General features: G+C 65.5%; 23 protein-coding genes. 13 read left to right on the top strand and 10 right to left on the bottom strand.

Going from position 1 to position 21,890, the window contains the following annotated elements; translation table 11 throughout:
• The first annotated feature begins 302 nt into the window (after nucleotides 1-302).
• From O6X71_RS17075 to O6X71_RS17120, 10 genes are all read left to right on the top strand, one after another.
• On the top strand, nucleotides 303-1,136 hold the full coding sequence (locus O6X71_RS17075; protein ID WP_093398203.1) for a pyruvate, water dikinase regulatory protein: 834 nt from the start codon (nucleotides 303-305) through the stop codon (nucleotides 1,134-1,136).
• A complete protein-coding gene (locus O6X71_RS17080; protein ID WP_353466940.1) occupies nucleotides 1,133-1,723 on the top strand; it encodes a Maf family protein in 591 nt (196 codons plus the stop codon). Before O6X71_RS17075 ends, O6X71_RS17080 begins: the two co-directional genes overlap by 4 nt.
• A 259-nt stretch (nucleotides 1,724-1,982) precedes the next feature.
• The gene (locus tag O6X71_RS17085) at nucleotides 1,983-2,795 is read left to right on the top strand and encodes a shikimate dehydrogenase family protein (protein WP_353466941.1); all 813 of its coding nucleotides are present in this window, start codon (nucleotides 1,983-1,985) and stop codon (nucleotides 2,793-2,795) included.
• Nucleotides 2,792-3,367: a dephospho-CoA kinase gene (gene coaE / locus O6X71_RS17090; protein ID WP_353466942.1), complete on the top strand. Its 576-nt coding sequence runs from the start codon at nucleotides 2,792-2,794 to the stop codon at nucleotides 3,365-3,367. The genes O6X71_RS17085 and coaE overlap by 4 nt, the downstream gene beginning before the upstream one ends.
• A 15-nt stretch (nucleotides 3,368-3,382) precedes the next feature.
• Nucleotides 3,383-4,075 carry a DNA polymerase III subunit epsilon gene (dnaQ, locus tag O6X71_RS17095; protein ID WP_353466943.1) on the top strand — a complete coding sequence of 231 codons (693 nt, stop codon included), beginning with the start codon at nucleotides 3,383-3,385 and terminating at the stop codon, nucleotides 4,073-4,075.
• 62 nt (nucleotides 4,076-4,137) lie between these two features.
• Nucleotides 4,138-4,737, top strand: a complete 600-nt coding sequence (gene hpf, locus O6X71_RS17100) for a ribosome hibernation-promoting factor, HPF/YfiA family (RefSeq protein ID WP_056064359.1) — start codon at nucleotides 4,138-4,140, stop codon at nucleotides 4,735-4,737.
• 101 nt (nucleotides 4,738-4,838) lie between these two features.
• A complete protein-coding gene (locus O6X71_RS17105) occupies nucleotides 4,839-5,306 on the top strand; it encodes a PTS sugar transporter subunit IIA (RefSeq protein ID WP_353466945.1) in 468 nt (155 codons plus the stop codon).
• The gene (locus O6X71_RS17110; RefSeq protein ID WP_353466946.1) at nucleotides 5,296-5,769 is read left to right on the top strand and encodes a PaaI family thioesterase; all 474 of its coding nucleotides are present in this window, start codon (nucleotides 5,296-5,298) and stop codon (nucleotides 5,767-5,769) included. Before O6X71_RS17105 ends, O6X71_RS17110 begins: the two co-directional genes overlap by 11 nt.
• Complete coding sequence (locus O6X71_RS17115; protein WP_192238451.1) at nucleotides 5,766-6,092, top strand: DUF1491 family protein; 327 nt, start codon at nucleotides 5,766-5,768, stop codon at nucleotides 6,090-6,092. Before O6X71_RS17110 ends, O6X71_RS17115 begins: the two co-directional genes overlap by 4 nt.
• A gap of 153 nt (nucleotides 6,093-6,245) precedes the next feature.
• Nucleotides 6,246-6,902, top strand: a complete 657-nt coding sequence (locus O6X71_RS17120) for a cell wall hydrolase (RefSeq protein ID WP_353466947.1) — start codon at nucleotides 6,246-6,248, stop codon at nucleotides 6,900-6,902.
• 79 nt (nucleotides 6,903-6,981) lie between these two features.
• On the opposite strand, the gene O6X71_RS17125 is transcribed toward O6X71_RS17120, so the two are convergent.
• The 4 genes from O6X71_RS17125 to recQ form a co-directional block, all read right to left on the bottom strand.
• Entirely contained in the window at nucleotides 6,982-8,838 is a 1,857-nt protein-coding gene (locus O6X71_RS17125) for an AsmA family protein (protein ID WP_353466948.1), read from the bottom strand.
• An 84-nt stretch (nucleotides 8,839-8,922) separates the two neighbouring features.
• Nucleotides 8,923-9,321, bottom strand: coding sequence for a hypothetical protein (locus O6X71_RS17130; protein ID WP_353466949.1), 399 nt, complete (start codon nucleotides 9,319-9,321; stop codon nucleotides 8,923-8,925).
• Complete coding sequence (locus O6X71_RS17135) at nucleotides 9,318-9,746, bottom strand: TIGR01244 family sulfur transferase (RefSeq protein WP_353466950.1); 429 nt, start codon at nucleotides 9,744-9,746, stop codon at nucleotides 9,318-9,320. Before O6X71_RS17135 ends, O6X71_RS17130 begins: the two co-directional genes overlap by 4 nt.
• On the bottom strand, nucleotides 9,743-11,512 hold the full coding sequence (gene recQ / locus O6X71_RS17140; RefSeq protein ID WP_353466951.1) for a DNA helicase RecQ: 1,770 nt from the start codon (nucleotides 11,510-11,512) through the stop codon (nucleotides 9,743-9,745). Before recQ ends, O6X71_RS17135 begins: the two co-directional genes overlap by 4 nt.
• A 140-nt stretch (nucleotides 11,513-11,652) precedes the next feature.
• On the opposite strand from recQ, the gene O6X71_RS17145 reads away from it, so the two are divergent.
• Both O6X71_RS17145 and O6X71_RS17150 read left to right on the top strand, forming a co-directional pair.
• The gene (locus tag O6X71_RS17145; RefSeq protein WP_353466952.1) at nucleotides 11,653-12,624 is read left to right on the top strand and encodes a hypothetical protein; all 972 of its coding nucleotides are present in this window, start codon (nucleotides 11,653-11,655) and stop codon (nucleotides 12,622-12,624) included.
• A 96-nt stretch (nucleotides 12,625-12,720) separates the two neighbouring features.
• The gene (locus O6X71_RS17150) at nucleotides 12,721-13,794 is read left to right on the top strand and encodes a type I restriction endonuclease (protein ID WP_353466953.1); all 1,074 of its coding nucleotides are present in this window, start codon (nucleotides 12,721-12,723) and stop codon (nucleotides 13,792-13,794) included.
• Nucleotides 13,795-14,285: 491 nt separating this feature from the next.
• On the opposite strand, the gene O6X71_RS17155 is transcribed toward O6X71_RS17150, so the two are convergent.
• Nucleotides 14,286-16,115, bottom strand: coding sequence for an ABCB family ABC transporter ATP-binding protein/permease (locus O6X71_RS17155; RefSeq protein WP_353466954.1), 1,830 nt, complete (start codon nucleotides 16,113-16,115; stop codon nucleotides 14,286-14,288).
• 121 nt (nucleotides 16,116-16,236) lie between these two features.
• On the opposite strand from O6X71_RS17155, the gene O6X71_RS17160 reads away from it, so the two are divergent.
• Nucleotides 16,237-16,467: a hypothetical protein gene (locus O6X71_RS17160; protein ID WP_353466955.1), complete on the top strand. Its 231-nt coding sequence runs from the start codon at nucleotides 16,237-16,239 to the stop codon at nucleotides 16,465-16,467.
• Nucleotides 16,468-16,540: 73 nt separating this feature from the next.
• On the opposite strand, the gene O6X71_RS17165 is transcribed toward O6X71_RS17160, so the two are convergent.
• From O6X71_RS17165 to crtY, 5 genes are all read right to left on the bottom strand, one after another.
• Nucleotides 16,541-17,488 (bottom strand): phytoene/squalene synthase family protein, encoded by a 948-nt coding sequence (locus tag O6X71_RS17165; protein WP_353466956.1) that lies wholly within the window; start codon nucleotides 17,486-17,488, stop codon nucleotides 16,541-16,543.
• Between the two features lie 151 nt (nucleotides 17,489-17,639).
• A complete protein-coding gene (locus tag O6X71_RS17170) occupies nucleotides 17,640-18,221 on the bottom strand; it encodes a TIGR00730 family Rossman fold protein (protein WP_353466957.1) in 582 nt (193 codons plus the stop codon).
• A gap of 93 nt (nucleotides 18,222-18,314) precedes the next feature.
• Nucleotides 18,315-18,587 carry a hypothetical protein gene (locus O6X71_RS17175; protein ID WP_353466959.1) on the bottom strand — a complete coding sequence of 91 codons (273 nt, stop codon included), beginning with the start codon at nucleotides 18,585-18,587 and terminating at the stop codon, nucleotides 18,315-18,317.
• 186 nt (nucleotides 18,588-18,773) lie between these two features.
• A complete protein-coding gene (locus tag O6X71_RS17180) occupies nucleotides 18,774-20,249 on the bottom strand; it encodes a phytoene desaturase (protein ID WP_353466960.1) in 1,476 nt (491 codons plus the stop codon).
• Nucleotides 20,246-21,412, bottom strand: a complete 1,167-nt coding sequence (gene crtY, locus O6X71_RS17185; protein ID WP_353466961.1) for a lycopene beta-cyclase CrtY — start codon at nucleotides 21,410-21,412, stop codon at nucleotides 20,246-20,248. The genes O6X71_RS17180 and crtY overlap by 4 nt, the downstream gene beginning before the upstream one ends.
• Nucleotides 21,413-21,890 lie beyond the last annotated feature (478 nt).

Genomic DNA, 21,890 nt, shown 5'->3' on the forward strand with positions numbered 1-21,890 from the left:
AAGATTCAAGAAATAGGTTGTTGCAGTGGTTGGGCGGTTGAACCCGGGACTTATGCGGTGATCCCCGAATTGCCAACAGCTTGACCCTCGCGCACCGCCACAAACGCGCTGATTCGATTCAAGGCTCCCCGTTACCCACAGCCTGTGGATAAAATACGGCCCTGTGCGCGGCGGTGTGGATAGAATCGGTGTTATCCACGGCGCACCGTCGCTTGGCGAGGCGGGCGAGTTACGCTAGCCGTTCTCCCCATGTTATCCACAGATTCACGCCCAGCCAGCCTCCCGCTGGGGATAAAACGCCAATGATGCGGCTCCACCTACATTTGTTGTCAGATTCGACCGGCGAGACGCTGGAGAACATCGCGAAGGCGGCGCTGGCGCAATATGACGACGTCGAGACGGTCCGCCATTTCTGGCCGATGGTCCGCACCGAGGCGCATCTCGAGCGCATCCTCCAGGAAATCGCGCAGAATCCGGGGCTGGTAGTATTCACCCTGGTGAACCCGGCGACGCGGCGGATCCTCGAGCAGCGGTGCCTCGCGCTGGGGCTGCCCGCGGTAGCCCCGCTCGACCCCGTGAATGACGCACTTTCCGGGTTACTGGGACAGCAGGCGAAGGCGCGACCGGGCCGTCAGCATGTCCTAGATGCGGCCTATTTCGCGCGCGTCGACGCTATCCAGTGGACGATCGCCCATGACGACGGGATCGCCTCGGAAGAATGGGAGGAGGCCGATATCGTCCTGGCGGGCGTGTCGCGTTCGTCGAAGACGCCGACCTCGATCTACCTCGCCAACCGCGGCTACAAGACCGCGAACATCCCGATCGTCGTGGAAAGTCCACCACCGCTGAACCTCTACAAGCTCGCCAACCCGCTGATCGTCGGCCTCACGACCAGTGCCGACCGCCTGATCCAGGTCCGCCGCAACCGCCTGCTGTCGCTCAACCAGCAGCCCGACACGTCCTATGTCGAGGAGGAAGCGGTGATGCGCGAACTCGCCTTTGCGCGCCGCATGTTCGCCGACAATGGCTGGCCGGTGATCGACGTTACGCGCCGCTCGATCGAGGAAACCGCGGCGGCAATCATCGCCTTGTGCAACCAGCGCCGCGCCGACGCGGCTCCGAAGGTCGAGTCATGAGCCTGATCCTCGCCTCGCAAAGCGCCTCGCGTCGCGCGATGCTGACCGCCGCCGGTGTGCCGTTCGAGGCGACGTTCGCCGGCGTCGACGAGGATGCGGCGAAGGCTGCGCTCCGCGACCTGTCCCCGCGCGATCTCGCCGATGCGCTGGCCGAACTGAAGGCGCTCAAGGTTTCCGCGAGAATGCCAAGCTATCTCGTCCTTGGCAGTGACTCGCTGGTCGCGCTGGAAGACGGCACCATCCTCGACAAGCCCGTCGACCGTGCCGACGCGGCGACGCATCTGCGGCTGATGTCCGGCAAGCGCCACGACCTCTGGAGCGCCGCGGTCATCGCCGAGAACGGCAAGGCGATATGGCGCCACGTCGAGCGCGCGAAGATGCACGTCCGCCCGCTGTCCGACGCGTTCATCGAGACGTACCTCGATGCGGAATGGCCTGCGATCGCGGGCTGCGTCGGCTGCTACCGCATTGAAGGCCCCGGCGCGCAACTCTTCGCCAGGATCGAGGGGAGCCAGTTCACGGTACTCGGCATGCCGCTACTCAACGTCCTCGACTTCCTCCGCGTGCGAGGCGAATTGCCAGCGTAATCTAAAAACGGGAGGGCGCACGTAATCCTCCCCCGCCAGGGGGAGGTGGCTGGCTCTTGCCAGACGGAGGGGGGGCATCCGACACGTTTGTTCCGTGTCCTCCCCCTCCGTCACCTTCGGCGCCACCTCCCCCTTGCGAGGGAGGATTGAGTAGGTGCTGCACATGGCAATCCGCCCGCGCTAGACTAAATCTTGTTCACCCGCGAAGGCGGGTGCCCAGACTGGATCCCCGCCCCCGCGGGGAAACACGGAGCCTCGAATGACCCGTCCCTACGCAGAAGTGATCGGCGATCCGATCGCGCAGTCGAAATCACCGCTGATCCACGGCTTCTGGCTAGACGCGCTCGGGATCGACGCGGAATACCGCCACAAGCTCGTCACCCCGGACGCCCTCCCCGTCTATTTCGCCGAACGCAAAGCCGACCCCGCCTGGCGCGGGTGCAACATCACGATGCCGCACAAGCTCGCCGCGCTCGACCACGTCTCCGACCCCGGCAACGTCCGCGGGACGATCGGCGCGATCAACACCGTGTTCCGCAACCAGGCGGGCGACTGCATCGGCACCAACACCGACGCCGCCGGTTTCTGGGCACCGATCGACGACCTCGATATCGCCGGCCAGCCCGTCACGGTGATCGGCGCCGGCGGTGCCGCCCGCGCGATCCTGTTCGCACTGTCGCGGATGGGTGTCGGCCCCGTCACGATACTCAACCGCAATCCGCTCAAGGGCGCAGCGCTGCTGTCGACCTTCGGCCTCAAGGGTCAGGCGCTCCCGATCGGCCCCGCCGCCCCGCCATCGCGCCTGCTCGTCAACGCCAGCGTACTCGGCATGGCCGGCCAGCCACCGCTCGATATCGATCTCGGCGCGCTCGAACCCGACTCGCTGGTCTACGACATCGTCTATTCCCCGCTCGAAACCGACCTCCTGAAAGCGGCGCGCGCGCGCGATCTCGAAACCGTCGACGGCCTGGAGATGCTGATCGGCCAAGCGGCAGTCGCGTTCGAGATATTGTTCCACGTGGAACCACCACGCGATCGCGACGACGAACTTCGCGCGTTGCTGACGAAATGATCATCGGCCTCACTGGGTCGATCGGCATGGGCAAATCCACCGTCGCCGCGATGTTCGCCGACGAGGGCGTCCCCGTGTTTGACGCCGACGCGACCGTCCACCGCTTGACAGGTGTCGGCGGGCGACTAGTCCCCGCGATCGAAGCCGCCTTCCCCGGCACTACAACCAACGGCGCAGTCGACCGCGCGAAGCTCGGCGCAGCGGTGTTCGGCGACGACGCCGCGATCAAGCGACTCGAAGCGATCGTCCACCCCGCCGTCGGCAAAGAACGCGCCGCCTTCCTCGCCAAGCACACGGGCAAGCGAGTCGTGTTCGACGTCCCCCTGCTGTTCGAGACCGGCGGCGATCGCAACGTCGACGTCATCGTCGTCGTCTCCGCCGCCCCCGACGTCCAGCGCGCCCGCGTCCTTGCCCGCCCCGGCATGACCGCGGAGAAGTTCGCGTCGATCCTCGCCCGCCAGACTCCGGACGCCGAAAAACGCGCCCGCGCGGATCACGTCATCCACACCGACACCAGCTTCGACGCAACACGCGCGCAAGTCCGGGCGGTGCTTGCATCCTTGGAAATCTGAGCCGATACCACCTAGATGCGTGAGATCGTCTTCGATACCGAAACCACCGGGCTCAGTTTTTCCGGCGGCGACCGCATGGTCGAAATCGGCTGCGTCGAGATGCTCAACCGGGTCGAGACCGGCCGCACCTTCCACGCCTATTACCACCCCGAGCGCGACATGCCGGTCGAGGCGTTCAACGTCCACGGGCTGAGCGCGCAGTTCCTCTCCGACAAGCCGAAGTTCGCCGACGCGGTCGAGGATTTGCTCGAATTCGTCGGCGACGCGCCGATGATCGCGCACAATGCCGGCTTCGACTTCTCGTTCCTCAACGGCGAGCTGACCAAGTGCGGGCGCCAGATCATCCACATGAAGCGGATGGTCGACACGCTGCAGATCGCGCGCAGCCGTCACCCCGGCGCCAAGCATTCGCTCGACGCTCTGTGCTCGCGGTTCGGAATCGATCGCAGCCACCGCGTCCTGCACGGCGCGCTACTCGACGCGCAGTTGCTCGCGCAGGTCTATGTCGAGCTGATGGGCGGTCGCCAGATCGGCCTCGGCCTGCTGAGCGATACCGGGAGCACCGCGTCGACTCCGATTGTCGCACAGGCGCCTCGGGTCGTTCGCCCGCCCCGCGTTTTCGCGGTGAGCGAGGGAGACCTTGCGGCCCATGCTGCGTTTATGAGGGGGATCAAGGATCCGATCTGGGGGGCCGTGGCGTCCGGATGACGCTGGCAGGGTGGAGCCAATAGGACCGCCTCGAACTACGTAACGCCGACAAGGAGACGACAATGGATATCCGGATTTCTGGTCATCAGGTTGACACTGGCGAAGCACTCAACAGCCACGTGGAAGACCGACTCCAGGGTATCGCCGACAAGTATTTCTCGCGCGCCATCTCGGCGGAAGTCACGTTCGGCAAGGGCCCGCACGACGCCGGCTTCAAATGCGACATCGTCTCGCACGTGATGAAGGGCCTCGTGATCAAGGGCCACGGCGACGCCTATGACGCGCGCGCCGCGTTCGATGCCGCCGCCGCCAAGATCGAGACTCAACTCCGCCGTTACATGCGCCGCCTGAAGGATCGCCACGCCGGCGAAGCGGTCGCGATCGCCGAGAGCAACGGCTACGACAATGCTGGCTACACGCTGTTCCAGGAGAGCATCGAGGAAGACGATGTCGCGGACGCACCGCTGATCATCGCCGAAACGCGCGTCGATATCCCCGAGGCCAGCGTGTCCGACGCAGTGATGATGCTCGATCTGCGCAACACCGCCGCGTTGCTGTTCATGAATGCGGGCACCGGCGCGCACAACATGGTCTATCGTCGCGGCGATGGCACGATCGGCTGGGTCGAGCCACAGCGAGCAGCGGCCACCCCGGCCCAATAAAGAAGGGTCCATAAAGGCGCGGGTCTCAAGGCCGCGCCTTTACGCCCCCGCGCAACCCGCTAAGGCGGACGCGCGCGGGGGCGCTTGAGACATTGAACACAATGACCGATTTTAGTGACATGCTGCGTCCCGACGCAGTGCAGACAGGCGTCATCGCCAAAAACAAGAAGGCAGTGTTCCAACATCTCGCCACGGTTGCGTCTGAGATACTCTATGCAGACCCCAAGATGATCGCCGACCGGCTGGCAGCGCGCGAGAAGCTCGGCTCGACCGGGTTCGGCGGCGGCGTCGCGATCCCGCACGCCAAGCTCGAAGGGCTCGCGCAGGTAACGGGCGTGTTCGCGCGGCTGGCAGAGCCTGTCGACTTCCAGGCGGTTGATGATCTCCCCGTCGATCTCGTCTTCATGCTGCTCTCCCCCACAGACGCTGGCGCGGTCCATCTGAAGGCCCTCGCCCGCGTCTCACGTCGGTTGCGCGACAAGGCGTTCCTCGAGAAACTGCGCGGCGGCGGTTCGCCCGACGCGGTCTACGCGCTGTTCACCGCCGACGAGGTCCGCGATGCAGCCTGAGTCGACCCCTAGCTCGGCAGGCGCAGACGCGCATTTCCGCGCACTGGAGTCGCTCTACGCGCAAGCCCCGATCAACCGCTTCTTCGACTCCTCGCTGGAAATCCCCGAAGCCGGCGTCGCGCGCATCCACTTCACGATCGACGAGCGCCACTATCACGCAGGCGGCGCGGCGCATGGCACCAGCTATTTCAAAATGCTCGACGATGCCGCCTTCTATGCCTGCAACAGCCTGGTGACCGACCGTTTCCTGCTCACCACCGCCTTCAACCTGCTCCTCACCCGCCCCCTCAAGGCTGGTCCGGTGATCGCCGAGGGACGCTGGATCAGCGGCAAGCGACGCGTGTTCGTGGCGGACGCGCGCCTGATCGATGCCGACGGCGAAGAGGCGGCAAGAGGCACCGGCACCTTCATGCGCTCGCGAATCGCACTTGCCGGCCTCCCCGGATACCGCAGCGCAGCATGAGCGGGCGTCTCCCCAGCGGCGTGCTTGTCAGCGCGCTGCTGCGGCGCGTCAACGACGCGGGCGGTTTCGGCGCGGTAATGGCAAAAGGCGATCCGCAAGGCGGCGCGATCCTGGTCATCGCGATCGACAAGGGCGCCCCTCCCCGCCTGCTGGAACGCGGCATCGGACCCGACGGACGGACCGCGCTGATCGACTCCACCCCGCTCGAAGACCTCGACGGGTATTGGCGTCGTCGCCGCGCAAGCGACCCGGATCTATGGGTAATCGAGGTGGACATCGCAGCGGCGGAACGGTTCGCCGCTGAAACGATCCTCGACGATTGACTCGAAAGCCCCCCCAATAGAGGGGAATTGCAACATTGATTGGCGTTGTGCTGGGACGGGTGCGATCCGGATCAGTTACGCAGTCGGGGGGATGCCTGGACGATCGGCTCGTACGATTGCTTCCGCGGTCCAACCGCATCTGAATAAGTTTGAATGACGATTCTTCAGCGGGCTGCGACGATCGCAGTCATGACCTTCTCTCTCGCCGGCCTGCTCGGCAACAGCGCTCCCGGTCAGGCAACCGGTATCGATCGCTCGACCACCAATCTCACTGCTCTCAATCTAAACGCGCTCTCGCCGCAGAATGTTCCGCAGATCGCTCCAGTTGCCACGCCAGTCGCACCTGTCGAGACGAACGCCGAGAACACCGCAGTCAGCCCTGTCGTCGCAGAAGCCGAAGAATTCGACACGCTCGCCCAGGCCGTTGCCGCGCAGGATAGCGCCGCCGCCGACGAAGCGCTCCAGTGCCTTGCCGGCGCGATCTACTTCGAATCCAAGGGTGAGCCGCTGACCGGCCAGCTCGCGGTCGCCGAAGTCATCATCAATCGCGCCAAGTCGGGTCGTTTCCCCGCCAACGTCTGCGCCGTCGTCAAGCAGCGCGGCCAGTTCAGCTTCGTTCGCGGTGGCCAGATCCCCAACATCAACGCCGGCACCGCCTACCGCACCGCGGTCGCAGTCGCCAAGGTTGCCCTCGCCGACGCGTGGAACAGCCCGGCCAACAAGGCGCTCTACTTCAACACCCCCGATCGCCGCCCCAGCGTCCGCGCGATCAAGGTCGCCTCGATCGGCAACCACATCTTCTATCGCTGATATCCCCGGATATCGCTGAAGTCCGCCCCCGTCCCGCACCCAGCGGGGCGGGGTTTTTTATATCCGCTGACGTCTCAGCCTACCGCAGCACTCGTGCCGCCAACCCCGAACAGTCCGCATCGCTAGCCGTCGGTCCCTGCTTGCCGGTGATCGCCCGGCCGATCGCCTTGAAGATATTGCCCACGGATTTCACCTCCGGCGGGATCGTCACATTCGGCTGCTGGATCGTCCCGGTCATGTACGCCGACCCCGGCAGTTGGAGCAACGCATGCTGCTTCGGCGACCCACTCAGCCGAATGTTGAGCGCTTCGGACGGAAACACCACGCTCCCCTGCCCGCGCAACTGGCTGGCGGTGGTATCGACGATCATCGGATCGACCCGCCCTCGCCCCCGCGTCACGGCGAGTTTCACCACCACACAGCGCAGCCCCGCGCGCTCGCCATCTTTCGCCAGCAACGCCCGCGCCGCATCGAACCCCAGCGCCGCAGCGATCCCCTGCGGCAACTGCCCGTCCCGCGCGACGAACCCGATGCTGCCATCGGCATTCCCTACCGCAGCCCGGATCGTCTCGCCCGGCCCCTTCAGCCGCACCCGCGCGCTCACATTGCCGCTGAAGTCGCCGCGCCCGCCTGCCAGCGCCTGAACGCTGCTGCCCCGCAACCTCAGGTCGATCGCGACGGTCGGCGTCTTGCGATCGCCCCGTTGGTCGACGGTGACCTTGCCGGTGACGGTCCCCTGCGGCAGCCTCGCGACGAGCTGGTCCAGCGTCAGCAACTGGTGATCGATCGCGATCGTCCCCTTGGCCGACACGATCGGCGACGTCCCCTTGGCCGCGACGATATGCTGGATGCGGAACCCGAACTCGGCATCGGTCGTGTCGATCTTGCCGATGTCGATCCGCGTATTCGGCACCAGTCTCGGCCCGATCGCACGCTCCAGCGCCGCGCCCTTAGCCTGCGCCTCGTCCGACGACAGGTCCGCGAAGTCGAACTGGCGCGACACGATATCGCCGTTCACCTTGCTTCGTCCGTCCCGCTTGTCGACCGTCACATAACCTGCAAAATCCGACCGCCCGACCACGCCCTTCAGCTGCGTGATGGTCCATTTCGGCGCATCGTGACGGACGTGCGCGCTGAACGACACCGGCTGCGTCCGGAACAGCCCCGCCTCGATCACCGCGTCGATCAGCTTCAGGTCGGTCGCGCGCGCCGTCACGTCGAGCGTCATCGCGTCGGTATCGAGCGGCCGGTCCATCACGCCCTTCGCCGAGATCGACAGTCTGTCGCCGTCGATCGATGCGGTGAACGGCCACGGCTTGCCCTGCGATCGCTCGATCGACGGCCCCGAGACCGCGATCCGCACCGCCGCCCCACGCACGGTGCCGGTGCCGTTCGCGCGGATGCCCGCAACCGGATCAGACGAGAACCGCGCGGTGATCTGACGCCCCTGCTTGGCATCGCGGTAGGAGATCACACTGTTGCGGATGACAAGCCCTTGCAGGTCGTTCGAACTACCGCCGCTCTTGGCCTTGCCCGGCCGATCCCAGTTGGTCCGCCCCTGCTTGTCACGCACCAGCGCCAGGTACAGCCCGGACGCCTTCACGTCGCGCGGCCCGAACCCGCCCTTCAACAGCGACAGCGCGGAGAACGTCGCCTCCGCCTCGCGCAACCGCACGAAATCGCCCGTCCCGGCCCAGGCTGCCTGCGGAATACGCACCTGCGTGATGCGGATCGTCGGCGAGAAACCGAACCCGTCGACGCGCTCGATCCCGCCGATCGTCACCGGTCGCCCGAAGCGCGCGGTCAATTGCCGCTCGATCACGCCTTTCAGCGATCCCCAGGGGAATACGGCGAGCCCGATTATGACCGTGGCCATCACGGCCACGACGACGATGCCGGTGACTTTCACCCAGCGCTTGGCGACCCATGTTCTCATCTACTGCGGCGACGCGTCGAAACGGGAAACGTTCCGCAAGCGTCAGGACCGCTGCCGCAGAATGACCGCGGCGCGTCTGGCTCGCTAGACCCGCACGCTCTTCGGCGCCAACCTGCGGATATCGAGGACATCGACCTGCGCGAGCATCACCGCGCCCAGCGTCTTGTCCCCGGTCTCGACCAATATCCCCTCGTGCGTCGCGCGCACCGTCCGCCACGACACCTCGCGCACCGTCAGCGTCTTGCCTATCCGCTTCACCGCAGCAACGCGCCCGTCATCCGCGATCGCCAGCGCGCCCTGCCCGTCCGCACCGACAACGGCACCCGCTACCGCAAACCCGCGAAGCTGTGCCTGCGCCGCGTCCGCCGCCTCTTCCGGTGTCTCGATCTTCACGACCCGTCTCATCCGCACGACCACCCATCCCAAGGCGGCGAGCAGCAGCACAACGACGGCCACGATGCCGCCGACGATGGCAGGCGTCATCGCGGCCCTGCGAGCGCGTCCAGCATCGGTCGGATTCCGCGCAGGTCATACCCGGCGTCCTCGGCCTGCGCGAGCAGCAGGTTCGGGTTCCGCCCCGCCTTCGCCGCTGCGAGCGCCCACAGATTGCAACTCCGGGTCCCCGACCGGCAATAGGCCAGCACGGGCCCGTCCGAGTCGGTCAGCGCCTGAGTCATCGCGTCGATCTGCGGATGCGAGAACCCCGCATGCGTCACCGGGATCGAGACGTATTTCAGCTCGGCCGCTTCCGCCGCCGCGCGGATCGCATCACCCGAAGGCTGCCCCGCATCCTCGTCGTCGGGCCGATTATTGACGATCGTCTTGAACCCCGCCGCAGCGATTTCCGCGACTTGCTCGACCGCGATCTGTGGCGCGACCGAAATACTTTCGTTTATTTGCCGTATCATGCGGACTCGCGGATGACCTGGAGGAAGGCATCCCCATAGGCGTCGAGCTTGCGCGCGCCAATGCCTGATAACAGGCTCAACTCGGCACGCGACGCCGGCCGCTGCCGCGCAATGTCACGCAACACCGAATCGTGGAAGATCACATACGGCGGAACGCCCGCTTCCTTCGCCAGATCGCGCCGCCGCACGCGCAACGCCTCGAACAGCGGATCGTCCACGGGGTTCGGCGTGGCGCCAACCGCCCCCTTGCGCCGCCGCTCGCGCTTGGGCGGCACGACGATCGACACCGCCGCCTCGCCCTTGAGGATAGCCTTCGCCGCCGGCCCGAACTCGAGGCCCCCATGCGGATTGGTGCGCAACGCATCCTTCAGCATCAGCGCCCGCGACACCGGCTTCAACAACGCCACCTCGTCGCCCTCGACGATCCCGTACACCGACAGCGCCTCATGCCCGTTCATCAGACTGCGCTCCGACGACACCCCGGTCAGGATGCCCTCGATATACCCCACGCCGAACATCTGCCCGGTGCGGAACACTGCCGACAGGAATTTCCGCGCCGTCTCGGTCGCGTCGACCGCATCGACATTGCCCAGGCAATTGTCGCAATTCCCGCAATCCTCGAGCCGCTCCTCGCCGAAATGCTTGAGCAGGATCCGCCGCCGACACCCGGCCGTCTCGACCAGCCCGCCCATCGCGGTCAGCCGCTGCCGTTCGCCCGCCTGCCGCTCGGGCTCGACCTCGCCGATCCGCTGCCGAGCACGCGCGAAATCCTCCGCGCCCCAGAACAGATGCGCGATCGCCGGGTCGCCGTCACGCCCCGCGCGGCCCGTCTCCTGATAATAGGCCTCGATCGATTTCGGCAGCCCGGCATGCGCCACGAACCGCACGTCGGGCTTGTCGATCCCCATCCCGAACGCGACCGTGGCGCAGATCACCATGTCCTCGCTCGCGACGAAATCCGCCTGGTTCTTCGCGCGCACCTGCGGATCGAGCCCCGCATGATACGCCCGCGTCGGCCGCCCGCTCCGCCCCAGCGCTTCCGCCAGCTTCTCGGTAGCCGCACGCGTTTGCGCGTACACAATGCCCGGCCCCGGAATCTTCTCCAGGATGTCCGCGATCTGCCGGTTGACGTTGTCGCGCCCCGAAATCGCATAGCGGATGTTCGGCCGGTCGAACCCCGACACGATCAAACCCTCCTGCGAAATCCCCAACTGCTCGAGAATATCCGCGCGCGTATGCGCGTCCGCCGTCGCCGTCAGCGCGAGGCGCGGCACGTCCGGAAAGCTGTCGAGCAGAGGCCGCAGCAACCGATAGTCCGGCCGGAAATCATGCCCCCACTCGCTGACGCAATGCGCCTCGTCGATCGCGAACAAGCTGAGCTTGGCTTGCGACAGCAGATTGCGAAAGCTCTCGTTCGAAGCCCGCTCCGGCGCAACGTAAAGCAGGTCCAGATCGCCCGCGCGGAACCGCGCGATCGTCTCTTCGCGATTGGTATCGACCGACGTCAACGTCGCCGCCTTGATCCCGACCGCGGTGGCGGCCCGCAACTGGTCATGCATCAGCGCAATCAGCGGAGAGACAACGACACACGTCCCCTCCAGCATCGTCGCCGGCAACTGATAGCACAGCGACTTGCCCGCCCCCGTCGGCATGACCGCCAATGTCCGCTGCCCCGCGAGCACCCGGTCGACGACATCGCGCTGCACGCCACGAAAATCAGGAAAGCCGAAGATGCGCTGGAGATCGGGAAGAGGGTCGAGTGCCATTGCCATGCGATCTAGGCGTCGCGCAGTCGCCCGTCGAGGGGCGAGCCTGCATTGGTTATCCAATCATTACCGATCATAAATTCGTTGCGAATACGATATGACGCGGCAAGATCGCGGCGCCTGACGCCGGAGACCTCACGATGATCGCCAATATCCTTAGAACCGGCGTGGCCGCATCGGTGCTCGTGAGCAGCGTCGCGCTAGCCGGCGACACGGTCACGACCAGCCGCGACGTCCCGGTCGGCGGGATGATCGCCGCAACGATCGACGGCAAGCCCGTCACCCTGCGCGTCGATCCCGCCGCGCCCGGCTTGGTCTTCGTCACGACCGCGGTCGCCGAGCGACTTGCGCTGAAGGGCGGCGCGTTGGGCCTCGGCTATTCGGTCGGCGGGCAAGGCGCGATGCAGGCGACGACGGTCCGCCCGATGACGTTCGGGACCAATGCGGTAAAGCGGCGGATCGGCTTTCCGAGCCGTAAGCACGAGACCAAGGGGAAGGCTGCCGACCCGCGCTGGGTCGGGCGGCCTTATGCCGATGTGGGCGACGGCAGCATCGGCCCGGCGTCGCTGCCCGAACCCGTCGTGCGCATCCTCCTGAACGCGCCGCGTGCCGGCGAGCGGACCGTCGCTTTGCCGATGATCGACGGCGGCGGCCTGCTAGGCAAGCTCTCCGGGACCTTCGCGCAGATCATGATAGGCGGCCAGCCGATCCGGGTCCGCTTCGATCCCTATCATCCACGCACGACCGTCACCGCCAACGCCGCCACGCTGATCGCGCAGGCGCAGCGCGGCACGCTGGCCGGCCTCACCGCACCGGTCGAGATCGCCTTCGGTATCGCCCGACCCGTCCGCACGATGACGCTCGCTACCCCGCTCCTCGTCGGCCCGCTCGCGCTATCGTCGCTCGGCGTCCGCACCACCGACGTCGGCAACGCCGCCGCGATCCCCGATGCCGACGCGCCACCACCCGACCCCGACGAGATCGTCGTCACCGCCAAGGGCAAGCGTGATTTCAAACGCGATCGCCTGACGATCGGCGCCGACCTGCTCGACCGCTGCTCCGCCATCGTCTTCGACAAACCCGCCAAGCAGATCCGCCTGACCTGCGGGTAGACTCGGTCGATATCCGGCCAGTCTATCGCGGTCCGATCATGGACCGCGACCCTCCGTGCCTGCATTCTCCCACGTTCAATCCGGGGGGAGACGCGCATGGAACTGAATATCAGGCTGGCCGAGCTGCAAAAGCGGACGATCGAACACCGCGAAGTCCTGCTGACCGAAGAGGCGGCGAAGACCGCGCTCGTCATGCCGTTCCTCCAGTCGCTCGGCTACGACGTCTTCAACCCGTCCGAGGTCGTCCCCGAATTCACCGCGGACGTCGGCACCAAGAAGGGCGAGAAGGTCGACTACGCGATTTGCGCGGGCGGGAAGGTGTCGATCCTGATCGAGTGCAAGCCATCCTCGGTCCAGCTCAACGTCAACCACGCCGGGCAGCTGTTCCGCTATTTCAGCGTCACCGACGCGCGTCTCGCGGTGCTCACCAACGGCGTCGTCTACCAATTCTATTCGGACATTGAGCGCCCGAACAAGATGGACGACAAGCCGTTCTTCACCTTCACGATGGACGCGATCAAGCCCGGCGACATTCGCACGCTCGAGAAGTTCACGAAGGCCGCGTTCGACATCGACAAGATCGTCCAGGAGGCCGGCAACCTCAAGACGCAGTCGCTGATCCGCCTCGAACTCGAAAAGGAGTTCGCCGAGCCGTCCGACGAGTTCGTCCGGATGATGGCGCAGCGCGTCCATGGCGGGCGCCTGACGCCGGCGATCAAGGACGGATTCGCCAAGCTGCTCGCGCCGGCGATCGCCGCGCTGATCCGCGATTTCGTCAACGAACGGCTGTCGTCGGCGCTGAAGGCATCGAGCCCGGTGGAGGACCTGCCGCCAGGCGCGTCCGACGACCCCTCCGACGGCGACGGCATCGTCACTACGCCGGAGGAGATTTCCGGCTTCCACATCATCCAGGCGATCGCGTCGCGGCTCGTCGACCCAAAACGCGTGATCGTCCGCGATGCGAAGTCGTACTGCGCGATTTTGCTGGACGACAACAATCGCAAGACGGTCGCGCGAATGCATTTCAACGGCATTACGACCAAGTATCTCGGCATGTTCGCAGGCAAGGACGAGACGCGGCATTTGCTGTCCGACCTGACCCACATCTACCAATATTCGGAAGCGATCGAGGCAAGGTTGCGCGAGTTGGATCCCTCGATCCCGGCGTAGGGCGCGCTCTTAGTCCCCGCTCTCCTTCCGTTCCCCCGCGAAAGCGGGGGCCCAGGATCAAGCAGCGCTACCGCCCGTGTTTCTTGGCCCCCCGCGTTCGCAAGGGAACGGAAGCGTTAGCGCACTCCGCGCTGCTCGCCGTTAATGCTCCACCCGGCACCCAACCACCACCCACCCCGGCGAAGGCCGGGGCCCAATTGGAAAGGTGGCAATGACGACGCGCTGTCATCGGTTAGCAACGTCCCCCAATTGGGCCCCGGCCTTCGCCGGGGTGGCGTTTGACGGGGGAACACCCGAGTTCCAAGACGCTGTCGCCAATCTTGTTTCCCCGCGAAGGCGGGGACCCAGGCTGGGCTCCCGCCTTCGCGGGAGAACAAGGAGGGGTAAGCTACCGGTGAAACGCGGCGGCCCCGGTGTTTACGAGCCAAATGCCGCAAGCATCTGACGTTACGTAGGGCGTGCCGAGCATTCCTCACCGACTACCCCAACCCCTACTCCGCCGCCAGCGCCCCATCATCGTCCCCGGCCCGCTCCTGCGCCTGCCGGTTCCACATTTCCGCATACACGCCGCCCTGCCGCAGCAGGTCCGCATGCGTGCCCTTCTCGACGATCCGCCCCGCCTCCAGCACGACGATCTGGTCCGCATGCACCACCGTCGACAACCGGTGGGCGATCACGATCGTCGTGCGCCCGCGCTCGATCGCCTCCAGCGTGTCGAGGATTTCCGCCTCGGTCCGGCTATCCAGCGCCGACGTAGCCTCGTCTAGGATCAGGATCGGCGGGTTCTTCAGCAGCGTCCGCGCGATCGCCACGCGCTGCTTCTCGCCGCCCGACAGCTTCAACCCACGCTCGCCGACCCGCGTCTCATACCCCAGCGGCTGACGCTCGATGAACCCGGCGATCGCCGCGCCCTTGGCGGCAACCTCGACCTCAGGCATCTCCGCACCCTCACGCCCATAGGCGATGTTGTACCCGATCGTGTCGTTGAACAGCACCGTATCCTGCGGCACGATCCCGATCGCAGCCCGCAGCGAAGCCTGCCGCACCTGCGCGATATCCTGCCCATCGACGGTAATCCGCCCGCCCGTCAGGTCATAAAACCGATACAGCAACCGCGCGAGCGTCGACTTGCCCGCCCCCGACGGCCCAACGACGGCCAGCGTGGATCCGGCAGGCACGTCCAGCTCCAGGTCGCGCAGGATCGGCCGTCCGGCGTCATAGCCGAACGACACGTTCTCGAACCGCACATGCCCCGCGCTCACCGCCAGCGCAGGCGCACCCGGCGCATCGACGACCGTGGCAGGCGTATCGATCAGGTCGAACATCGCCGCCATGTCGAGCGCACCCTGCCGGATCGTGCGATACACCATCCCCAGCAGGTCGAGCGGCCGGAACAGCTGCGCCAGTAGCGTCGACACGAACACGACGTCGCCCGCCGACGCCTCGCCGCGGCTCCACCGCCACACGACGAAGCCCATGCCGCCCGCCAGCATCACGTTGGTGATCAGCGCCTGGCCGAGGTTCAGCCACGCGAGCGAATTCTCGCTCTTCACCGCGGCCTCGGAATACGCCGTGATCGCGCTGTCGTAGCGCCGCGCCTCGCGCTCCTCCGCGCCAAAATACTTCACCGTCTCGAAGTTCAGCAGCGAATCCACAGCATGCGCGACCGCCCCGGTATCGAGGTCGTTCATCCGCGCCCGCAGCGCATTGCGCCAGTCGGTCACCATCCGCGTGAAAACGATGTAGCCGACCACCATCACCACCGTCGCGACGACCAGTGGCCAGCCGAACTTGGTCCAGAACAGCCCCAGCACCAGCACCAGTTCGAACACCGTCGGCGCGATGTTGAACAGCAGGAAGTACAGCATCGTGTCGATGCTCTTGGTCCCGCGCTCGACCACCTTGGTGACCGCACCCGTCCGCCGAGACAGATGGAAATCGAGGCTCAGCGCATGCAGATGGCGAAACACCTGCGCCGCGAGCCGCCGCGACGCGTCCTGCCCGACGCGTTCGAACACCGCGTTGCGCAGATTGTCGAACAAAGTCGTCCCGAACCGCGACGCGGCATACCCGACCACCAGCAGCACGACGAGCGATAGCGCCCCGCGATCGTTCCCCGCCATCCGGTCGACCGCGTATTTCAGCGTGAACGCCGCGCCGAAAACCTGGATCAGCTTCGAGGCGATCACGAGCAGCATCGCGACGACGATCCGCGCCTTCAGCTTGGGCTGCCCCGCCGGCCATAGGAACGGCAGAAAGCGCCGGAGCGTCGGCAGCAAGGGCTGGTCCGCGCGGGTGGAGGTGTAGGTATCGGGTGGCATGGATCGATGCGATGTAGGCGCAGTCAAGCCCCGGCGAAAGCAGTTGGGGGAACAATCCTGCCACTTCGTCGCTTTTGTTATCGTGCCCGATGTCGGCCACCGCGATCCACTGGAGAATGAAATGGAACCGCTGTTCTACGTCATGGCCATCATGGGCTGCGGTGACGGCAATGTGAACTGCACCGAGGCACGGGTCATTTCGGCGCGCTACGAGACGATGGCCCAGTGCCGCGCAGCGCTCCCGGACCAGTTGGCGCAGAACACCGATGTTCCGTATCCGATGATCGGCGCGAACTGCCGTGCGCAGGGCCAGTTGATGGCGAAGGCCGGCAAGGCTAAGCCACAGGGCTAGACTGTTTCCCCGCGAAGGCGGGGACCCAGACTGGACTCCCGCTTTCGCGGGAGAACAAACTAGACGCCGGTAGTCAGCGAGGCCGCGTCCACAACCGCGAATCGCGCACCGTCCGCGGATACAGCGTGTCCCGCCGAGCCGCCTTCCGCGCCGCGGTCACGATAAACCCCAGCTTCTGCATCCCCGACGTCGTCACCCGGTGATCCCACGCGTGCTCCCCGCGCGCCGCCACAGTCCGCCCGATCGCCCCATAAATCCCCGCCGCCGACAACACAGCCCAGGCAGACCGGAACGACAACGCCGGCGTCCCCTCCCGCGCACTAGCCTCAAACGCCGCAGCCCGATCCGCCATCCGCTTCGTCAACACCGCGAGGCGCGAGCGAAACGGCGGCTTCATGTGCTGACCCGGCGGAAAGTCCATCTCGACTAGCCACTCCTCGGGCAGATAGCACCGCCCGACCCGGTCATCCTCCTCGACATCGCGCGCGATATTGGCGAGCTGGAACGCCATCCCCAGGTCGCACGCACGGTCGAGCGTATCCTCGTCGTCGGGATCGACCCCCATCGCGATCGCCATCATGCACCCGACGACGCCCGCGACATGGTAGCAATATTTATAAAGGTCGTTCTCCGACCGCGGCCGCCACTCGCGCGCATCCAGCGCAAACCCCTCGACCAGATCGCGCGCAAACCGCTTCGGCAGGCGAGTTTCAGCCGCGAAGATCCTGAGCGCATCGAACGCCGGCTCGCCGACAACGTCGCCCGCCAGCGCCTGCTCGGTCATCGCCGACAACGCCACCAGCCGCGCCGGCGCATCCTCGACCACGGTCATCCCGTGCCCATGATCCTGCCCATCGGCGATATCGTCGCACCGCCGGCACCACGCATACAGCAGCCACGCTCGCTCCCGCGTCGGCTTGTCGAACAACAGGCTCGCCGCAGCAAAACTCTTCGACCCGCGCGAGATCGACTCATGCGCGGTAGCAACGATCGCCTCGCGCGAGGGCAGGGCATTAGTCACGAGATCATCCCGCCAACTACCACCCCGGCGAAGGCCGGGGCCCAATTGGAAAGGTTGAAGTAACTGTGCGCAACGCAAACCAATTCACGGCCCTCAATTGGGCCCCGGCGTCCGCCGGGGTGGAGCAGGGTGTCGGGGTGTGGTTCGAAGCTCACAAATCCGACGCGTTCATCCGCACGATCGGCTGCGTCGGCACATGGCTCGCCATCCGGTCGAGCAGCACATCCAGCGTATCCGCCACAATCAGCAGGTCCCGGTGCTGCGGCCGCAGGAAGCCAACCTCGCCCATCTTCTCCCAGAACGTGATCAGGTGATCGTAATACCCAGCGGTATTCAGCAACCCGACCGGATCCGCATGATACCCAAGCTGCGCCCAGCTCAGCGCCTCCCACAGCTCGTCCATCGTCCCCGTCCCGCCCGGGATCGTCACGAACCCGTCGGAGAGATCGGTGAACATCTGCTTCCGCTGATGCATGCCGCTAACGACGTGCAACTCGGTAAGCCCGCGATGCGCGACCTCCGCATCGACTAGCGCCTGAGGAATGACCCCGATAACCTCGCCGCCGCCCTCCAGCGTCCCATCCGCGACCGCACCCATCAGTCCGGTCCGCCCGCCGCCATAAACGAGGCCGATCCCCCGCTCGGCAAAAGCCAATCCCAGCGCCCGAGCGCCCTCGATATAGACAGGATCAGCCGGCGTCGCCGACCCGCAATACACAGCAAGACGTTTCATGTGCCCGCGTTAGGGGATGTGATACCCCGTCACAAGCAGGTACCCGGCTTGGGTATTTGGGTGCCGCCGCGATGGCGGCACCCGCATACTATCTCAGCACTGGCTCCGACAAAAATCACCGGCCTTCTCGGCGGCAAAATTGCAGACCGTGCTCGCAGGCCAAGGCAGGAGGCTACATGCGGCCTGGGCGGCCTGCTGCGCGATAGAGCAGGCCGTCGTGCAGGCGTTGCCGTTGTTTGCCTCCAGGGGCGTTTCGCCGACCTCGACCGTCTGTCCGTCGAAGTTCTTGCCAATGATGTCGCGGATCTTCTGCTGCTCGTCGCTGCTAATACCGTTCCAGTCCACGCTCTTGACAGTAATGGCCATGATGCATCCCCTCTTTTGCTGACCGAAATCCGGTCTAAAGGGATGCTAGAATGATGGCTGCCGGCATCTACACTCGATGCCGCCATTACGGAGTTAGTCACGACCTTCCGAGGAAGTATCGTCAAATAACAGATGTCAATCGCACCGTTTTGGATAACTCTATCAGACGATAAAAGCTTGTTGAGCCTATTGTCCGCCGAGCATCAGTGCCGCCGTAGCCTTCGCACTTCCCACGACCCCCGGAATACCAGCACCCGGATGAGTCCCAGCCCCCACGAAGTACAAATTCGGAATATGCTCGTCGCGGTTGTGCACCCGGAAATACGCGCTCTGCGTCAGCACCGGCTCCAGCGAGAACGCCGATCCCAGATGCGCGTTCAGATCCTCCGCGAAATCCTTCGGCGCATACGAGAACTTCGTCACGATCCGCTCATGGATGTCCGGGATCAACCGTCGCCCGATCTCGTCGAGGATGCGCTTCTCCAGGATCGGCGCGATCTCGTCCCAATCGACCGGGAACTTGCCCAGATGCGGCACCGGCGCCAGCGCGTAAAACGTCGAATGCCCCTCCGGCGCCAGCGAAGGATCGGTCACGGTCGGGTGATGCAGGTACAGCGAGAAATCCTCGCTCAGCACGCCGTGGTCGTAAATGTCCTCGAGCAGCCCCTTATAGCGTGGCCCGAACAGGATCATGTGGTGCGGAATACCCGGCCACGTGCCCTTGATCCCGAAATGCACCACGAACAGCGACGGCGAATATTTCTTCCGCTCGAGCGACCCCGTCTTCCGCTTCGCACTGCGCGACGTCGCCAGCAGATCGCGATAGGTGTGCATGATGTCGCTGTTCGCCGCGATCGCATCCGCCTGACCCGACCACCCGCTCGCCGTCGTCACGCCGGTCGCACGATCGCCCAGCGTCTCGATCGATGTCACCGGATCGTCGAGCCGCAGCACGCCGCCCAGCCGCTCGAACTGAGTCACCAGCGCGGCCACCAGTCGATTGGTCCCGCCACGCGCGAACCACACCCCGCCATCACGCTCCAGCTTGTGGATCAGCGCATAGATCGCGCTCGTCGTCATCGGGTTGCCGCCGACCAGCAACGTGTGGAACGACAACGCCTCGCGCAGCTTCTCCGACTTCACGAAGCTCGACACAATCGAATAGACCGACCGCCAAGCCTGGTATTTTGCCAGCGCCGGCGCCGCCTTGATCATCGACCCGAAGTCGAGGAACGCGACATGGCCGAGCTTCTCATAGCCCTCGTGGAACACCCCCGCCGAATATTGCAGGAACTTCTCGTATCCCGCCCAGTCGCCGGGATGCAGCTTCTCGATCTCGGCGCGCATCTGCACGTCGTCGTTGGTATAGTCGAAATTCGTCCCATCGGGCCAGTTCAGCCGGTAGAACGGCAGCACCGGATCGAGCGTCACGTCCTCGCTCATGTCGCGCCCGGTCAGCGCCCACAGCTCGCGCAAACAATCCGGATCGGTGATGACCGTCGGCCCAGCATCGAACGTGAACCCGTCGCGTTCCCAGAAATACCCGCGCCCGCCCGGCTTGTCGCGGCTTTCGACGATCGTCGTCTGCACGCCCGCGGATTGCAGCCGGATCGCGAGCGCCAGCCCGCCGAAACCTGCGCCGATGACTATTGCGGTCTTCATGATGACATACTGCCTGCGATGGCGCGGACGGCGCGCACGATGGGGACGGGGGGCTTGCCGGTCAGAACGCGCGCCTTGTCGGAAAGCGTCGAGCGTCCGGCGTAGAAACGGCCGATGAGCGAGGGGGAGAGGCGGTAGAAGCGCTCGAGTATGCGGTAGCGTTCCTCCGGCTCGGCGGCGCGGAACAACATCGTGTCGAGCATCCGGTAGAAGCCGCGTGACTTCCACGTCGCCCGCGCCATCGCATGCGTCGCGTCGTGAAGCTTCGCGCCCGAGAAATCGCTCAAGCCTGCCAGCATCGCCGCAGTCCGAACCGCGTCCGGCAGCGAGTACCCCGTAGTCGGATGAAACATCCCCGCGCGCATGCCGGCCTTGGCCACCCGGGCGCCGCCCGACCGCCAATACGCCTCGAAATCGCCCCCCATCGCGACTGGAAGCACGCCGGACTCTTCGCGCACGACGCTCTCGACCGACCAGCCGCGCGCCGTGACATAGTCATCGATCCGCGTGCCGATCACTGGCACATCGAGATCGGGCGTGTCGCTGTAATAGGTGTCCTCGACGAACATCCGGTCCGCGCTGAACGGCAGGCAGTACACGAACCGATACCCGTCGATCTGCGGAATCGTCGCGTCCATCACCATCGGTCGCGGGCTTTCGTGCGGCACGACCAGTGCCAGTTCGCGCCCGAGAAACTTCTGCCACGCCAGGTCGAGCAGCGACAGGTCGCCCGCCCCCCGCGCGTCGATCACGCCAGTCGCCTCGATCCGGTCGCCATCGGCCAGCACCACAGCCGTCGCACTAGCCCCCGACACTTTCCGCCCGAGCATCAACGCATCCGCAGGCAGCACGCGCCGCACCTCGCGATCGAGCCGCGTGCTCTCGATCGAATAATAGGTCGCATCGATCGTCCGTTCGTGCGCCGGAAAGCGAACGTCGTATCCGCGCCAAGCATGCACCACGAGCGGCGCGACGATCCAGCGATCGCCTTGCGCCACGTCGCTGCCGAAGAACGACCAGAGATGATTGCCGCCGACGACTGGCGCAGCGTCGATCAGCCGCACGTCCAACGCCGGATGCTTTGCTTTCAGCGCCAGCGCGATCATCCCGCCGGCCAAACCCGCGCCAACGATCGCAACGTCGCAGGAGATCGTCGATGCCATGCCTCCGACTAGCGCAAAGCGGAGGACACGAAAACAACCTTTCCGAACCAATCGCCTGCGAAGACAACCTGCGTTGCCGGAGGTGGGGGGAGGGGCAGGGCTCCCTTAGTATCCTCCCCCGCCAGGGGGAGGTGGCTGGCCCTAGCCAGACGGAGGGGGAGGAAAGGGAAACATGGGTTCCGCATCCTCCCCCTCCGTCACCTCCGGCGACACCTCCCCCTGGCGGGGGAGGATCAAACGATCGAAAATCGCAACGTCTGAACCGTGCGAACCATACGAAGAGAAAAAGCTCAACCTGCCCCCCTCCCTGAAAGGGAGGGGCTGGGGGTGGGTAGGCTTCCGCAAGTCCGAACGCGCGTATCTAAGGTTTGACTGGCTTCCGCATACCGGAACGCGAGCGCTCAAGCTGGCCGACCCACCCCCGACCCCTCCCTTCCAGGGAGGGGAGAGTGCGCGGCGACGGATACCCTTCCACCAA

Source organism: Sphingomonas faeni, from assembly GCF_040407505.1.
Lineage (GTDB): Bacteria > Pseudomonadota > Alphaproteobacteria > Sphingomonadales > Sphingomonadaceae > Sphingomonas > Sphingomonas faeni_E.

Coding starts and splice junctions, on each gene's coding strand:
- O6X71_RS17075 (WP_093398203.1), top strand. CDS start 303: ATGATGCGGCTCCACCTACATTTGTTGTCAGATTCGACCGGCGAGACG.
- O6X71_RS17080 (WP_353466940.1), top strand. CDS start 1,133: ATGAGCCTGATCCTCGCCTCGCAAAGCGCCTCGCGTCGCGCGATGCTG.
- O6X71_RS17085 (WP_353466941.1), top strand. CDS start 1,983: ATGACCCGTCCCTACGCAGAAGTGATCGGCGATCCGATCGCGCAGTCG.
- coaE (WP_353466942.1), top strand. CDS start 2,792: ATGATCATCGGCCTCACTGGGTCGATCGGCATGGGCAAATCCACCGTC.
- dnaQ (WP_353466943.1), top strand. CDS start 3,383: ATGCGTGAGATCGTCTTCGATACCGAAACCACCGGGCTCAGTTTTTCC.
- hpf (WP_056064359.1), top strand. CDS start 4,138: ATGGATATCCGGATTTCTGGTCATCAGGTTGACACTGGCGAAGCACTC.
- O6X71_RS17105 (WP_353466945.1), top strand. CDS start 4,839: ATGACCGATTTTAGTGACATGCTGCGTCCCGACGCAGTGCAGACAGGC.
- O6X71_RS17110 (WP_353466946.1), top strand. CDS start 5,296: ATGCAGCCTGAGTCGACCCCTAGCTCGGCAGGCGCAGACGCGCATTTC.
- O6X71_RS17115 (WP_192238451.1), top strand. CDS start 5,766: ATGAGCGGGCGTCTCCCCAGCGGCGTGCTTGTCAGCGCGCTGCTGCGG.
- O6X71_RS17120 (WP_353466947.1), top strand. CDS start 6,246: ATGACGATTCTTCAGCGGGCTGCGACGATCGCAGTCATGACCTTCTCT.
- O6X71_RS17125 (WP_353466948.1), bottom strand. CDS start 8,838: ATGAGAACATGGGTCGCCAAGCGCTGGGTGAAAGTCACCGGCATCGTC.
- O6X71_RS17130 (WP_353466949.1), bottom strand. CDS start 9,321: ATGACGCCTGCCATCGTCGGCGGCATCGTGGCCGTCGTTGTGCTGCTG.
- O6X71_RS17135 (WP_353466950.1), bottom strand. CDS start 9,746: ATGATACGGCAAATAAACGAAAGTATTTCGGTCGCGCCACAGATCGCG.
- recQ (WP_353466951.1), bottom strand. CDS start 11,512: ATGGCACTCGACCCTCTTCCCGATCTCCAGCGCATCTTCGGCTTTCCT.
- O6X71_RS17145 (WP_353466952.1), top strand. CDS start 11,653: ATGATCGCCAATATCCTTAGAACCGGCGTGGCCGCATCGGTGCTCGTG.
- O6X71_RS17150 (WP_353466953.1), top strand. CDS start 12,721: ATGGAACTGAATATCAGGCTGGCCGAGCTGCAAAAGCGGACGATCGAA.
- O6X71_RS17155 (WP_353466954.1), bottom strand. CDS start 16,115: ATGCCACCCGATACCTACACCTCCACCCGCGCGGACCAGCCCTTGCTG.
- O6X71_RS17160 (WP_353466955.1), top strand. CDS start 16,237: ATGGAACCGCTGTTCTACGTCATGGCCATCATGGGCTGCGGTGACGGC.
- O6X71_RS17170 (WP_353466957.1), bottom strand. CDS start 18,221: ATGAAACGTCTTGCTGTGTATTGCGGGTCGGCGACGCCGGCTGATCCT.
- O6X71_RS17175 (WP_353466959.1), bottom strand. CDS start 18,587: ATGGCCATTACTGTCAAGAGCGTGGACTGGAACGGTATTAGCAGCGAC.
- O6X71_RS17180 (WP_353466960.1), bottom strand. CDS start 20,249: ATGAAGACCGCAATAGTCATCGGCGCAGGTTTCGGCGGGCTGGCGCTC.
- crtY (WP_353466961.1), bottom strand. CDS start 21,412: ATGGCATCGACGATCTCCTGCGACGTTGCGATCGTTGGCGCGGGTTTG.